Genomic DNA, 13,529 nt, shown 5'->3' with positions numbered 1-13,529 from the left:
CCAGAGGGCTTAACGCCGTGGCAACGGCGCCGTCGTGGTTTCGCCGCGCTCCGTCCGGCACTCAGGATCAGCCCGTTGGCGCTTGTGTGCTGCCGCAGGCGGGGGTCGGTGTGCGCCCGATCGCCGGCCGTGGGCAGTCGGTGTGGTCGTCGCGCGGCAGGATAGTCGGGCGAGGTTGCCCGGTGCGGACGGGTTCGGATCGGCCTTGCGTCGGATGAGGAGGACAGATGGTCGGGGTCGATGTCGCGCTCGCTGATCTGGGCGGCGTCTGGCGGCGCACGCTCGTGCCCGAAGCCGATGGCTCGACAGACCGCACCAGCAGCGTCACCTGGGTCCAGGGCCCCACGCTCTTCGGCGATCTGCGCCAGCCCGCCGGGCTCGACGCGGCCGTCGGAGCGTCGCCGTTGCGGGACCTGGACCACCATCAGTTGCTCGCGCTGTGCGGCCAGAGGGCCTTCGCCGGCACGTTGCAACAGGACGGCGAGGCGTTCAGTTGGGTGCGCCGGATCGACCTCCACCCGACGGCGCCACTTCCCGACACCGGCACCCTGCGCTGGGAGGAAGGCGTTCTGGTGGAGGAGGGACTGCACGAGGCCTACCTGGAGCACTGGGAACGCATCGGAGGTCCACCCGCCGCCCCGGCGGCAGCGCTGCTGGAGGATCCGCAGGACGGTTGCACAGGGCTGCTTGTCCGTGCCGGCTCCTGGTTCTGCTACGCCAGGGACCGGTACGCGCCGCTCCCGATGCCGCTGGTCTCCCTCGTCGAGCAGGTGGGCGGCTGCGATCGCCGCGCGCAGGGCGCGGCGCTTCTGGACTGCGAGGTCTCCGTGGGACGGGTGCGCGCGGGCCGGTGGGAGATCGTCCGCTCCACCTTGCCGCACCGCGTCGGGACCGACCTGGCCCCCGAGTGGAACCGCACCGGCGACAAGCTCCGGATCCGCGACGCGGACCGCGATGGGCGGCCACATCCACGCGACTGGCAACCGGTCCAAGCCGAGGGCCCGGTTCGGGCACTGACCGCCGGCGACGCGCGCGCGCGAAACCGGACGCCTGGCGCCGTGGTGACTGACAGTCAGGGTGGCAGCGCTGCCTCGCGGCCCGGTACGCGCCGGTCCTGGTGGCTAAGCAGGACCAGAAGAACGGCGCAGAGTGCCAGGAGATAGCAGGAGAAGCCCGCGGCGGGGAACGTCCAGGCGGGCAGCGTGGCCAGGGTGAGCACGGCACTGAGTCCCATGAGTGCGTAGACGGTCCGGTCCTCGCTGCCCGGTTGCCGGTGGCACTTCACGACCGTGGGGACGGCCGCGCAGCCGTCGGCCAGGATGCTCAGCGCGAGCGCGATCGTCGGGTCCGCGCTGATCCCCCAGCCGACCAGCGCGGCCAGGGATAGGGCGGCGCAGCACAGTTCAGCGCGTCTGGGGCGTGCGGCGCGGAAGCCCGGACGGCTGAGCGCGCACAGGAAGACGATCAACGGGCCGAGCCCAACGCTGAGTGTGGTGACGGCGGTGAGGCCGGCGTGACGGGCGATCTGGGCCGCGAACGCCACGCCCGTGCCACGGCCCACAGCAGCCAGGTCACGGCGTTGGGCTGGACCGATCCGCGGAGCGTCCGCAGCGCGTAGACGCCGGTCCCGCCGAGGTTGAGCGCAGCTCCCAGTGGCACCGCGAACCAGCAGAGCGGCATCAGCGCGCTCAGCTCCCGGCGCCACCGTCGGGCCAGGGAGTCGGGTGAGGCGAGAAGTTGGGGCGGACGCGGGTCGGTTCGTAGCGGCGCTGCCACACCGGCGTGGTCGAGCCGCTGGTGGTCGGCACGATCGCGGACCAGTCGGCGGGGCACGTGCGGCCGCTCTTGTGCTCGCGTTCCTCGTGCCGGACGAACTGCTTGGTGGCGAAGTGGTGGTCGATGATCGACACCCCGGCCCGGTCGTAGGAGTGCAGCACGGCTGCGGTCAGTTCCAGCAGTGCTCGGTCGCGCCACAGGGTGCGGTCGCGGCCGGTGTCCAGGCCCATCCCCTGGGCGACCACGGGCAGTTTGTCGTAGCGGTTGGTGTCGGACAGGTTCCGGGCGCCGATCTCGGTGCAGGTGTACCAGGCGCTGAACGGCGCGAGCGTGTAGTGCAGGCCCCCGAGTTCCAGGATCTGGTTGGAGATCGTCGGGAAGGCGTGCCAGCGCAGGCCCAGCCTTTCGAACCAGGGGTAGTCGGGGTGCGTGATGCGTACCTCGGGGACCGCGCTCGCGGGCAGGTCGAACCACCGCGGCTCGCGACCTGGCCTCTGGATGACCAGCGGCAGCGCGTCGTACTCGGTGCCCTTCCCGCGCCACCCCAGCCGCTGGACCGCCTCGGTGAGGTCGGCCGTCTCGGGGTCTCCCACCACCGTGCCGTCGTGCTGCCGGTAGCCGGCGTAGCGGATGAGCTGTCCGTTCCACACACGGGGCCCAGGTCGATCGGGGCCGCTGGGGGCGAAGACGCTCAGCAGCAGCCGGACCTTGCCACCGTTCCAGGCCAGACGCAGATGCTCCACGAGAGCCTCGAACAACGCGGCTTCGTCCGCACTACCGGCGCCGACATCTCGGCAGTCCCTGGTCTCCAGAGCCTTCCAGTAGAACTTGCCGACGCACTGCGGATTGTTCCGCCACGCGATCCGCGCGCCCGCCAGTAACTCTTCCGTGCTCTGCCGGTAGGTACCCATGGACTCCAACGCGTCCCTGATCTCCTGGAGGCGCTGCTCCACGGCACCGGGCGGCAGATGGCCCTCGGACGCGAGCTGCCGGACCAGTTCCTCGGCCTCGGCGGCCATCGGTTCGTTCGGCGGACCGGCAAGCGCGGACGGTGATGTGCACAGAGATGCGGGCATCATGATGAACCCCCAGGTCAACGCCCCACAGCGGACAAGCAGTTAACTTGCCCGAAACATGCCAACAGTCGGACGCTACGCCGTGGGAGTCATGTCGTGCACGCAGAAACCGTGCATTTGACGCAACCCATGCGCGCCCTTGTCGCCTCCCCTACGGACGCGCAGGGGAGCCGCGCGCGTGAGATTGCGTCCGACCGCAGCAAGCAGCTCGGTACCCTCGCGCAGCCCTTCGCTCATCCGGGCACCCAGAAGCAGGCCGAGCTGAGCCACGAGGAACGCCTGCGCGGCGATTGCGACGGCCCACCCGAAGGTGGGCAGCCCGGTCAGGCCCAGGCTGAATCCGATCCCGAATATGTCCAGACTGACGCCCAGGCCGGCCCCGAGCGCCGTCCAACCCCTCAGGGACACCAGGCGTCCGGCGGCCTCGCCTTCCTTGTCCTGGCCGGAGAACAACAGGCGAATGCCCCAGGCCGACCGTGGCCGCGGCAGCCAGGTAGCCCGCCTTCCCGCCGATCACGCGGGCCAGCGGATAGCCGAGGCTCAGGCCTGCCGGCGGCAAACCACCCTCGAACACGGTGAACAGCGCCGCGATCCGCCAGCGCCGCCCCGCCGGAACCCCGACCGCCCCGAACACTCCGGCGACTCCTTCTCGTGATTACCGATAGTGATCAAGGCTGGGCAGAAAGGGAGGCGCTCCCATTCGGGGACGTGCGTCCCAGGGCTGGTGCGCGGCCTGCGTATTGGGGCATGCGCCCGAACCGGGACATGGTCTACCTGGAGAACTGCGGCACCGCGAATTACTGGGAGCGGTGGCAGTGGGGTCGGCAACGGCTTCAACCTGGTGAACCGCCAGGCCGGCGAGTGCTTGGACAGCAACGCGAATGGGCAGGTCTACACGCTGCCTTGCAACGGCGGCCAGTGCCTGGTCTGGTACTGATCATTCGGTGACGAAGAGGCCCCCGACGCTCGGCGAAGTGTCGGGGGCGTTCCTTTGCCCGTGGGGTTACCAGTAGAACGTACGTACGCTGTAGACGAGAGGGGTCCTGGGCGACGAGCGGGGGCCCCTCTTCGTGCAGTTTGGGCGGGAGCCCCGGTCGAGGTACCAAGGCTCCCGCTGCCGGGCGGTTGTGCGAAAGCCGCACGGCAGGGCGCGATTGACGGGCGGGAGGCTCGAACCTGCGCCGTACCCATCAAGCCCAGCACGCGATGGCGGGAGCAAACGCGGTGGACTGTCGGAGTGACCGGCGGCTGGCCAGTAGCATCCGCGAGGTACGTTCGGCGCTGGCGTGATCGGCCGCAAGGGCTAGGCGGTGAATGGGGCCCTCGGAAGGCGGCACAAGTAAGTCTTGACCGATGCCCGGCACTCCGCCAAGATCATCGCCCGGTGGCTCTGCCGCATCCCCCGTCGGCAGGGCCACCACCTTCTAAGCTGCCTGCTGTCGCGGAAACCGACACCTGCGACGTCGACGCCCTGATCCTCCGGCGACCAGTCGGTCCCACTCCGGATCCGGGCGCCCCGGCACCGTCCGGCCGGACGCCGCCCACGCCGCGGCAAGGTCACTGAACAGCGGCGTGCCGTCTGGGCAGTCGGTGCCGGGTGACGAGTGTGGCGCCGGATCCGAAGTGGTCACGCCTGGGAAACGATGCAGCACAGTCCGAGTGACTCAGGATCAACCGGACGGGCGAGCGCGCGGAAGCTACTCCCACACCTGCGGGCCGCCGCCTTGCCAGTCGACCACAGGCTCGGCGTCGAGGTTGAGCTCGTCCAGGCCGGCGCGGCGGCAGAACTCGGACACGTCCGCGAGCTCGTAGGCCTTGCCGACGTACTTGCCGAGGATGTCCACGCGCCGGTACGGGCCCGTCACGGCGTCGGTCTGTACCGCGTGGACGACGACGTGCGCGTGATGCTGCTCAGCTTGGGACGGCTCATCGCTCATCCCTCCAAGCTGCCCCACCCCGATACGACTGGCATCCGGGATGAGCCCGGCGACGGTGGGTGACCCACTCGATTGGACGCGACGAAGCGCGGTCGCCTTCCGTCGCTGCTGTGCTGGGCGCGCCCCCGATTCCCGAGGCAAGGAAGTGCGCCATGCCGAACAACGGCACCACCGGTAAGACCCGCGACATCGAGGACGAACTCGATGTCGTGGACGACGAGCCCACAGAGGAACTCGAAGCGGTGGCGGATCCCGACCTGGAGGAACCGTCACATGAGGACTTCCTCGACGACCTGCACGACGTGCTGACCGACGAATGGCCGTAGACCCGCGCGGATAGGCCAGGCCCCCGACGCTTGAGTCCGAAGCGTTGGGGGCCTTCTGCTGTCCACGCTCTCCAGGTTGATGGAAAGCAGGCCCGCCCGGGGCGTGCAGCGGCACGAAAGCCCGCCGGGCAGGCAGAGCCCCCTACGTAGGACGCCTCCGCCCGGCGGACGTACGCGGGGAGCGGGGGGTGGCAAACGGGCGGCGGTCGGTCGACTACGGCGCAGGGATTTCGCGGACCAGGCGGGAGGACCAGTCGCACCAGATGAGGCCAGGCAGGAAGGCGCTGCCGACCTCGTCGAGGTGCTCTTCGACGTACGGGACGGTCGCGTCACAGACTTCGGTGGCCTGGTCGAAGAAGTGCGTGCTGTCGGGGCTGGTGTGGTAGCTCCAGCGCGGGTTGTAGAGGGCTGTCCGCTTGAGGATCCGCGCGATCAGGTGGGGGTGGACGGTGGTCTCCCCGCCGACGAGTTCCAGGGCGTTGTGGGGCGCAGCGTTGCCTGTTGATTGTCGGGGGCGGAGAATGAGGGACCAAAAGTGTGCCTTAGAGGGCATCTGATGACCTTTTAGGTCAATCTGCCCGATTCTGCTGGCGGCGTGCGCCAGGACTGGGTGGATTCTCCGGTGAGCGCTCGGCTCATTTTGTTAGTCATGGCCCAGAGGATCATGGTCCTCGAGCGCTGGGGCAGGGCTTCGTAGTCGCGTGCCAGCCGGCGGTGCTGCATCAGCCAGCCGAAGGTTCTCTCGATCACCCAGCGCTTCGGCAGCGGCTGGAACCCCGACGGGGCGGTGCGCTTGGTCACCTCGACATCGATGCCGAGGCGGGCGCCGTGGTTGATCGTCGTGGCGTTGTAGCCGCCGTCCACCCAGACCTTGACCACGCCTGGGTGCTGAGCGGCGACCTGGTCGAGGGCCTGCCGTCCGCCCTCTGAGTCCTGGATGGAGGCGGCGCTCACGATGACCGCGAGCAGGAGACCCAGGGTGTCGGTCACCAGGTGGCGCTTGCGGCCCTTGATCTTCTTGGCCGCGTCGATGCCCTGGTCGGCTTCGGCGACGTTGCTGGAGGTCTTGACGCTCTGGGCGTCGAGGACCGCGGCTGATGGGTCGGGCCGGCGTCCCTGGGATCGACGGGTTCGCTCGCGTAAGAGGTCGTGGACCTGCTGGGTGGTGCCGTCGGCGTCCCACTTCGCGTAGTAGTCGTAGACGGTCTTGTAGGGCGGTAAGTCGTGCGGCAGGTACTCCCACGGGATGCCGGTGCGGTTGACATAGAGAATCGCGTTCACGATCTCCCGCAGGTCGTGAACGCGGGCACCCACACCGGGACCCGTGCGGGCCGCCCGCCATGCCGTGAAGACCGGCTCCATCAAGGCCCAGCGGGCGTCGGACACATCGCTGCGGTACGGGCGTCGAGAACTCACGAGACGAGCAACGAGCCATCCTCGCTGCAGTTACCCAAACCGCCCAATACGTAGATCAGTTGCCCTCTAAGCCGCACCCGCAGAGCTCGGTCAGCCGCGGAAGGTCACGCGGCTCGAAGCTGCGAATGATCACGGAATGCGCCTCTCGCTGAGGAGTCGACAACCGGAAAAACAGGCATCGACGGGCTCGCTCGCGGCGACGGAGGGCGGCGAGTGAGCCCTCAGCGGCGGTTCCGCCAACCCGGCACCGTGCCTCCCTGCGACGCGCGGCGAGGCCTGTTTCTCCGCGCTCCGAGCCGCGGCGGCGTCGAGTAGGAGGGCCCGTCATGTGCCGGTCGACTTGGTGTGGGCGTCGTTGCTGAGGCGCTGTCTGGCTTCGGTGGCCCGGGGGTCGCCGAGTCGCTCGTAGAGGGTGGCTGACTCAGCCCACGCTGTACCGGCCTGGTCGGTGTGGCCGAGGGCGGCGTGGCTGTCGCCGAGTGCGAGCAGGGTGTCGGCTTCGTGCAGGTGATGTCCGTACTCACGCGTGAGCGCGAGGCAACGGGTCTGCCAGTTGAGAGCCTTGCCGTACTCGCCAGTTAGGAAGTGGACCTCGGCGATGTTCCCGAGTAGCACGGACTGGGTGAAGCTGTCGCTCTCGAGGGAGTCGAGGATTTCCAGGGCGTGGAGGTAACTGGTCAGCGCCAGGTCGTAGCGCTTCATCTCGAAGTAGACGACGCCGATGTTGGAGTGCACGTAGCCCACGTGGCGGCGGCTGCCCCGCTGCGTGTAAATCGCCAACGACGCCTGGTAGAAGTCGAGCGCCTCGGCGAACCGGCGCCGGTCACTGCTCACCTTGCCGAGGCCGTTCAGGGCCAGGGCCTTACCGTGCAGGTCGTCAGCTGCCCCGCACAGCTCCAGCGCCTTGCTCAGGCAGGACTCGGCCTCGGGAAGTGACCCCAGTTCCATGTGGTCCCAGCCTGCCGCGCGCAGGGACCTTCCCTCCCCGGAACGGTTGCCGGCCTTACGGGCGCATTCGGCGCCCAGCAGGCTTACCCGGAGGGAGTCGGTGATTCTGCCGCTCTCGAAGTAGCAGTAGTCGAGGGAGCGGCTCAAATGCCAGGCGGTCTCGTGCAGTCCGGATGCGGCGGCGGTACGCAGGGCGTGTTCCAGGTTCGTGTCCTCGGCGGCAACCCATGCCAGGGCCGCCTCGTCGGAGCCGAACCGTGCCGGGACCACCTCGCACGGAACCGTGGGCGTGTCTACGGTCTTCCGTAGTCGCGTTAACGCGTTGTAGACGCTGTGCGCGTACCAGGACGTGACCCGCCCGAGGGCGGCCGCGACGGCCGCGTCGTCCTCCGAGGCGAGTTCGATGGCGTGGGCGCGGAGCAGGTCGTGGAGTTCGTAGCGCCCTGGTTGCCGCTGTTGCAGCATGTTCTCGTCCAGGAGCAGTTCCAGAGTCTGCGTCGCTCCGGCGCGCGTGCGGCCGGTGAGCGCGGCGGCTGCGTCAGTGCTCAGATCAGGGCCAGGGTGTAGCCCAAGAAGCCGGAACATCTGCTGCGCCGAGGCCGGGAGCGCTTGGTAGGAGAGGTCGAGGACGGGGCGGATCGCGCGTCCGCCCGCGCGGATCGCGTCCAGCCTGCCTTCCTCTAGTTGGTCGGCCAGCGCGGCGAGAGACCAGGTGGGGCGGGAGCGCAGCCGCGCAGCCGTCAGTGCCACCGCGAGTGGCAAACGATCGCAGAGGTCAACAAGCCGGGCGGCCGCTTCGGGTTCTGCGGTAACGCGCTCGTGGCCGGCGATCCTGTCGAGTAGGTCCAGCGACTCGGTTTCCGAGAACGCTGCGATCAGGTGCGGGGTGGTGCCGTCAAGGCCGGCCAGGCTGCGGCGGCTGGTGATCAGCACGAGGCAGTTGGGTCCGGCGGGGATGAGGTCGCGGACCTGCTCCTCGTCGGCGGCGTTGTCGAGCAGGACCAGCCCACCGCGTTCGCGTAGCCGGTCGCGGTACATCGCCGCCCGCTCATCTCGGCTGGCGGGGATCTGCTGCGCGGCCACGCCCAACTGCCGCAGGAAGGCTTCCAGGACCGCGGACGGGTCCGCGGGCGGGTGTTCGGGGTCGAAGCCGCGCAGGTTCACATGCAGCTGGGTTTCGGTGAAGTGTCCGTCGCGGACGAGCTGGTGGGCGGCGTGGATCGCGAGCTGGGTCTTGCCGACCCCGGCCATGCCTTCGATCGAGGAGATCACAACAGCGTTCGAGGTGGCGCTGTCGCCGTCGCGCGCGTTCGTCGCGGCGGCAACCAAGCGGGCCAGTTCCTCACGGCGGCCCGTGAAGGTGGCGAGATCCGTGGGCAACTGACCGAACACGCCGACTGGACCGCCGGCCTTGGCTCGTGCATGGGCTTTGATGCAGGCCTGGCGCCAGCGGTCGACCGCTGGCTCGTCCGCGCCGAGCGCGCGGACGATCGCGACCACGAGGTCTAGGTCCAGGCGGCGCCGTCCCGTCTTGAACGCATCAGCAACGGTCATGGTCGACAAGGAGCGCGGCGGCCGCATGAGCGCCCCGGCACGCTTCGCCAACACCCGGTACGAGGGCATCCCTGCCCACGCACGTAGTTCTCCCAGCAGACCGATGAACTCGGGCAGGCCAACCGCCTGGCCGGGATCTGGCAGTGCGCCCGGCTGTTCAGCCACGATGCCCCCCGCGTCGTGTGTCCCTGACAGGCCCATCCTATGGGTGGGGTGCACGGGAAGGGCAGGAGACAGGACTACGAGCTGACGCTCCAGCTGGCCGTGGAGCGCCTCGACTAAGCCAGACCATGACCTGCTGGCAGTCATCCATGGGGGCAGGCCGCAGAGCACTGGTATCTCGCCAGCGAGTTGGGATCATCAGCAGGGCACGCGGAGGGCGTACCTTCCAATGATCCCGTAATGGTCTCCGAGTAGGCCCGCGTTCACAGCGCGGGTCGGGAAGGCACGCCCGCGCTGAGCGTAGTGAACGCCGACGGCGGTATCGAGTCCGGCTCTCTGATCGACAAGATCGTCCGTGGGGGCGCCCGCCGGATGCTGGCCGCCGCTTTGGAGGCGGACGTCAGCCAGTACATAGCCGAGTTGACGGGCGAGACCGACGAGTACGGGCGGCGCCAAGTGGTCCGCAACGGCCACGACTGGCCCCGGATCGTGGCCACTGCGGCGGCCTGGTCGAGCGAGGCGAGGGGGTGGCAGCGTGACCTAGTCTCCCGCCGTGTTGGTCAACGGATTGTCCGGCTCGGGCAAGACGACCTTGGCCAGGGCTCTGGCCCGCCACTTGAAGCTGCCGTTGCTCAGCAAGAACGTGATCAATGAGGCCCGCGCCGACGTGTTGGGCACCGCCCCGGCCGGGTGGGTGCGGAGGCGCTGGAACGCGGCCATCGGCGCCGCCGCCAGCGAGACGATGTGTGCTCTGCTGGCATATGCCCCCGGTGGTGCCGTCCTGGAGTCATGCTGGCCGGCCGATTTCCGTGACTTCGTCCCGAAAGGCCTGAACCGCCCAAACGATCCCGCGACGGGGAGATCTGGTGCGACGTCCCGTTGGAGACCGCCCGACAGCGGTGTACGGCCCGGCACCCCCGCCATCTCGATCCACGCCGGCCTGCCCACGGATGACGAATGGGACCGCTGTCGCCCGGCCATAGAGATCACGACACCATCGGCCGCCTGAAGCCACGGAAGCGCCGCCAGTCCTGCCCGACGAGGCACCATGCAGGCTTCTGCGCACACGCATCCCTGGCAGAGTCGTCAACCAGTACCAGTAAGCTTGAGCCGCGGTGATGACATTTCGAGCCCCACACTCTTGCCGCCCCGGACGAGGCGGCAGGAACCGACCTGCTGGAGCACACTGTCGGTCCTCGGCGACGACTGCTGATCCGATCCTGGACCGTTCTGATTGGCCTGGTGCCGCGATCGGGCGCCAGGGGCGATGCCGCCCAGGAAGTTCGGGCAGCGCTGAGGCCCCGGCAGGTAGCTGGGGCCTCAGTACTGCTCAGATCACTCGCTGCGAGTCCGTGTCGGCGTCGCCCAGCTCAGTGCGCGGAGGTGCCGGCTACCCGCATGGAGGTGCCGTGGCTGCCGGATACGACGGTTCCGCCCCCCTGCTCCGCAGTGAGGACCATGATCAGGAACTCGCGGTTCCACACAACCCCGTAGGACGGGAAGGAGTTGACGCCCCCCTGCTGGAAGCCGCCGATGTTGGCGTAGGCGAAGCCGGCCCTGTCGCTGAGCGGGCCGCCGGACGCTCCGTCAGCGAAGGTGCAGCTGAGTTCCAGCTGGCTGTTGTCACCGTTGAACCGGATCGCCGGCGCGTTGCACGCCTGCGGATCCTTGAAGTCGTGCGGGTAGCCGATGGTGTACGTGGGTGTCGAGCCGGCGCTCACGCCCTTCGAGACCCTCCACGGGTGGATCCCGACCACGTCCCCGATGTGGGCGCCGTCGGAGCGCGGCGCGATCGTGTAGACCCCGAAGTCGGCATCAGGCGCGTGCTGGCGGGCCCAGTGCAAAGGGATGACTGGCTGCCCGGTCACGTGCCAGGCGGCGTGGGGGCCGGCGGAGTTGTCGTTCGGCACGAACTGGTACGGGGGCGGGGCTTCGACCCAGAGCCCGGGCGGTGCCCAGCTGAACCCGGAGGCGTCCCTGAAGTCGTTGTAGATGCAGTGGCCGGCGGTTGCGACGATGTCTCGCCCGATCACCGTGCCGGTGCAGTTCCACTTGTAGCCCAGGACGTCGTAGTAGAGCTTGCCGACGGTCGGCTCACCGGAGGTGGTGAAGGTCGACCCGCCGTCGGACGGAGTGAAACCCAACGCCATGATGCTGGGGCTGGTACCAGGAGCCATGCTGAGGCCCGTGGAAACGCCGCCGCCCCGCTTGTCCGGCGTGACCCACAGGCGGCCCGTGTTGGCCTGGAACGCGATCTCGGGGACGAGCCCCAGGTTCTTGACGGTGTAGCTCGGGCTGGTGCCGCGCATCATGCCCAGGCCCAGGTTGGTACCGGCGCCCCGAGCAGCCGGGGTGATCCACAGGTTCCCGGTGTTGGCCTGGAACGCGATCCCGAAGTGGCTGCTGTTGTTGAAGTTCCTGGTGATGCTGGGGCTGGTGCCGCGCATCATGCCCAGGCCCAGGTCCGTGCCCGCCGTGGTGCCAGGCGTGATCCACAGGTCGCCGGTGTTGGCCTGGAACGCGATCTCGACGTCGGACCCGCCGGCCGAGGCGATGCTGGGGCTGGTGCCGGCCAACATGCCCAGGTGCAGGTCAGCGGCCTGCCCGGTCTCCGAGTTGTAGCGCCACAGGTCGCCGTTGTTGGCCTGGAAGGCGACGTCGTACTCGACTTGGTTGAAGGCGTCGAGGTGAGCGACGATGCTGGGGCTGGTTCCGCGCATCATGCCCAGATGTGTGTCGGTGCTGTGCCCGTTGCCGGTGATCCACAAGTTGGTGGTGTTGGCCTGGAACGCGGTCCAGTAGGCGTTCGTGCCGCGCCCCTCGCAGACGCTGCTGATGCTGGGGCTGGTTCCGCGCATCATGCCCAGATGTGTGTCGGTGCTGTGCCCGTTGCCGGTGATCCACAAGTTGGTGGTGTTGGCCTGGAACGCGGTCTCTCCGGCGCCGTTGTCGCACCCTCCGAGCGCGGTGCTGGGGCTGGTGCCGGGCGCCATGCCCAGGCCCGTGTCGAAGGAGCCGGGCGCAGTTCCACCCGAGTCCCACAGGTCAGCGGTGTTGCCCTGGAACGCGATGCTGAATGTGTTGGTCGGATCTGCTGCGACAGCGCCGTGAGCGGACGCCGACGCCCTGCCGGTGCTGGTGGCGATCCCGACGGCCGCCAGGACGGCAGCGGCAGCCATGGCGACTGCACGCCGGGTGTTGCCGGGTTTGCGCATGGTTGTGCTCCCCCTGAATCTGGATGGCGGTCGACATCGGCCGCCTGGACGTCCCCGTGGTAGGTCCAGGCAGCAGTCCTCCTGTGCAAGGCCAGGCGCGGAACGAGGTTGGGCAGACGTTCCCCTGACGCTTCGCTGCTCGGGACCGCCGTGTGCGAAGCAGCACGACCAGGCTGCCCGCGGCAGCCGAGGCAAGGCACGTTTTCCGTACAAGTCCGTACACCTGGGCGGCGCGGTTCGCCATCTTCGAACGTGCTGGGCGGGTTGAAGTGGCGTTGTCACGGGAGTAAATCCGCTCGCCCACCCGCGTGATCAGCGTAAGCGTCCGCGAGTGATGACTGCAGACGACGTACTGGCCATCCTCGCCGTGCTGCGGCGGGCGGAAGTGGACATCTGGATCGGTGGTGGCTGGGGCATCGACGCCCTCGTCTGTGAGCAGACCCGTCAGCGCCGGGACCTGGACCTGGTGCACCCGAGCGACCAGGAACTGGAGGTGGTCGCGACCCTCTCGCGGGCTGGCTTCGCCGAGACCCTGGATTGGCGACCGGTGCGGTTCGTGGTCACCGATCCAGGTGGTCGAGAGATCGATCTGCACCCGCTGGTCTTCGCTGCTTCGGACGGGTCCGCAGTTCAGGCGTCGACCGACGCCGAGCACCCGTTTACCTATCCCGCCTCGTGCTTTGTCATGGGAAAGATCCAGGGGACTGCCGGCCCCTGCCTGTCGGCCGATCAGCAGGTCTACTTCCACCAAGGTTACGAACCGGCCGATCGCGACCCTCACGACATGGCGCAGCTGCGACAGTGCGGGTGCCGAGAAATCATCCGGCCAGGTCAAGGCCGTGATCGCTGGGCTCCGGTCGTTTCCTGGTTGGCTGTCCCGGCGGCGGGGGAGGGCGGCAGGATGGTCTCTTGTGCTACTGCGCCTGACCTACCTTGCTGCCACGAACGCCCTTGCTGTGCTGCGGTTGCTGTCGGCCAGTGAGCGGGAGCAGGAGGTGGAGATACTGGTCCTGCGGCATGAGTTGCTGGTACTTCAGCGTCAGGTCGGTCTACCCGTGTTCACCGATGTCGACCGTGCGGTTCTGGCCGGGCTGCTCCAGCACCTGCCGGGGGAGAGGC

Annotated in this window: 11 protein-coding genes and 2 pseudogenes; 5 read left to right on the top strand and 8 right to left on the bottom strand. The window is 68.7% G+C overall.

The window, feature by feature from the left end; genetic code table 11:
- Nucleotides 1-227: 227 nt before the first annotated feature.
- Nucleotides 228-1,163, top strand: coding sequence for a hypothetical protein (locus tag TR50_RS22665; RefSeq protein WP_052441235.1), 936 nt, complete (start codon nt 228-230; stop codon nt 1,161-1,163).
- On the opposite strand, the gene TR50_RS45725 is transcribed toward TR50_RS22665, so the two are convergent.
- The 4 genes from TR50_RS45725 to TR50_RS22645 all read right to left on the bottom strand — a co-directional run bounded on the left by TR50_RS45725 (nt 1,073) and on the right by TR50_RS22645 (nt 4,789).
- Nucleotides 1,073-1,561 (bottom strand): hypothetical protein, encoded by a 489-nt coding sequence (locus TR50_RS45725; RefSeq protein WP_042424717.1) that lies wholly within the window; start codon nt 1,559-1,561, stop codon nt 1,073-1,075. The two genes, TR50_RS22665 and TR50_RS45725, sit on opposite strands and share 91 nt — an antisense overlap.
- Before the next feature lie 127 nt (nt 1,562-1,688).
- Nucleotides 1,689-2,795 (bottom strand): nitric oxide synthase oxygenase, encoded by a 1,107-nt coding sequence (locus tag TR50_RS22655; protein ID WP_052441233.1) that lies wholly within the window; start codon nt 2,793-2,795, stop codon nt 1,689-1,691.
- Between the two features lie 132 nt (nt 2,796-2,927).
- The gene (locus TR50_RS22650; protein WP_160311157.1) at nt 2,928-3,305 is read right to left on the bottom strand and encodes a manganese efflux pump; all 378 of its coding nucleotides are present in this window, start codon (nt 3,303-3,305) and stop codon (nt 2,928-2,930) included.
- Between the two features lie 1,244 nt (nt 3,306-4,549).
- Nucleotides 4,550-4,789 (bottom strand): hypothetical protein, encoded by a 240-nt coding sequence (locus TR50_RS22645; protein ID WP_042424714.1) that lies wholly within the window; start codon nt 4,787-4,789, stop codon nt 4,550-4,552.
- A 152-nt stretch (nt 4,790-4,941) separates the two neighbouring features.
- Here TR50_RS22645 and TR50_RS46885 point away from each other — a divergent pair, with 152 nt between their 5' ends.
- Nucleotides 4,942-5,115 carry a hypothetical protein gene (locus TR50_RS46885; protein WP_160311156.1) on the top strand — a complete coding sequence of 58 codons (174 nt, stop codon included), beginning with the start codon at nt 4,942-4,944 and terminating at the stop codon, nt 5,113-5,115.
- Nucleotides 5,116-5,329: 214 nt separating this feature from the next.
- On the opposite strand, the gene TR50_RS22640 is transcribed toward TR50_RS46885, so the two are convergent.
- The 3 genes from TR50_RS22640 to TR50_RS22630 form a co-directional block, all read right to left on the bottom strand.
- Nucleotides 5,330-5,668, bottom strand: coding sequence for a BP74-related protein (locus TR50_RS22640; protein WP_052441232.1), 339 nt, complete (start codon nt 5,666-5,668; stop codon nt 5,330-5,332).
- An 11-nt stretch (nt 5,669-5,679) separates the two neighbouring features.
- Nucleotides 5,680-6,531 (bottom strand): IS5 family transposase, encoded by an 852-nt coding sequence (locus TR50_RS22635; RefSeq protein WP_084700769.1) that lies wholly within the window; start codon nt 6,529-6,531, stop codon nt 5,680-5,682.
- Nucleotides 6,532-6,855: 324 nt separating this feature from the next.
- The gene (locus tag TR50_RS22630; protein WP_160311155.1) at nt 6,856-9,198 is read right to left on the bottom strand and encodes an ATP-binding protein; all 2,343 of its coding nucleotides are present in this window, start codon (nt 9,196-9,198) and stop codon (nt 6,856-6,858) included.
- Nucleotides 9,199-9,489: 291 nt separating this feature from the next.
- Here TR50_RS22630 and TR50_RS49030 point away from each other — a divergent pair.
- Nucleotides 9,490-9,699, top strand: a pseudogene (locus TR50_RS49030) (IS256 family transposase); the annotation flags it as partial.
- 49 nt (nt 9,700-9,748) lie between these two features.
- Nucleotides 9,749-10,204 carry an AAA family ATPase gene (locus tag TR50_RS45720; protein WP_152648569.1) on the top strand — a complete coding sequence of 152 codons (456 nt, stop codon included), beginning with the start codon at nt 9,749-9,751 and terminating at the stop codon, nt 10,202-10,204.
- Between the two features lie 361 nt (nt 10,205-10,565).
- Here the strand turns inward: TR50_RS45720 and TR50_RS22620 are convergent, their stop codons facing one another.
- A complete protein-coding gene (locus TR50_RS22620) occupies nt 10,566-12,410 on the bottom strand; it encodes a trypsin-like serine peptidase (protein WP_042424710.1) in 1,845 nt (614 codons plus the stop codon).
- 334 nt (nt 12,411-12,744) lie between these two features.
- Here TR50_RS22620 and TR50_RS22615 point away from each other — a divergent pair.
- Nucleotides 12,745-13,212, top strand: a pseudogene (locus tag TR50_RS22615) (nucleotidyltransferase domain-containing protein); the annotation flags it as partial.
- Between the last annotated feature and the right edge of the window lie 317 nt (nt 13,213-13,529).

The sequence above is a fragment of the Streptacidiphilus anmyonensis genome (genome assembly GCF_000787855.1).
Taxonomy (GTDB): domain Bacteria; phylum Actinomycetota; class Actinomycetes; order Streptomycetales; family Streptomycetaceae; genus Streptacidiphilus; species Streptacidiphilus anmyonensis.
This window is presented reverse-complemented; position numbering and strand designations above follow the sequence as displayed.

Coding starts and splice junctions, on each gene's coding strand:
- TR50_RS46885 (WP_160311156.1), top strand. CDS start 4,942: ATGCCGAACAACGGCACCACCGGTAAGACCCGCGACATCGAGGACGAA.
- TR50_RS22620 (WP_042424710.1), bottom strand. CDS start 12,410: ATGCGCAAACCCGGCAACACCCGGCGTGCAGTCGCCATGGCTGCCGCT.
- TR50_RS22645 (WP_042424714.1), bottom strand. CDS start 4,789: ATGAGCGATGAGCCGTCCCAAGCTGAGCAGCATCACGCGCACGTCGTC.
- TR50_RS22655 (WP_052441233.1), bottom strand. CDS start 2,795: ATGGCCGCCGAGGCCGAGGAACTGGTCCGGCAGCTCGCGTCCGAGGGC.
- TR50_RS22640 (WP_052441232.1), bottom strand. CDS start 5,668: ATGCCCTCTAAGGCACACTTTTGGTCCCTCATTCTCCGCCCCCGACAA.
- TR50_RS22665 (WP_052441235.1), top strand. CDS start 228: ATGGTCGGGGTCGATGTCGCGCTCGCTGATCTGGGCGGCGTCTGGCGG.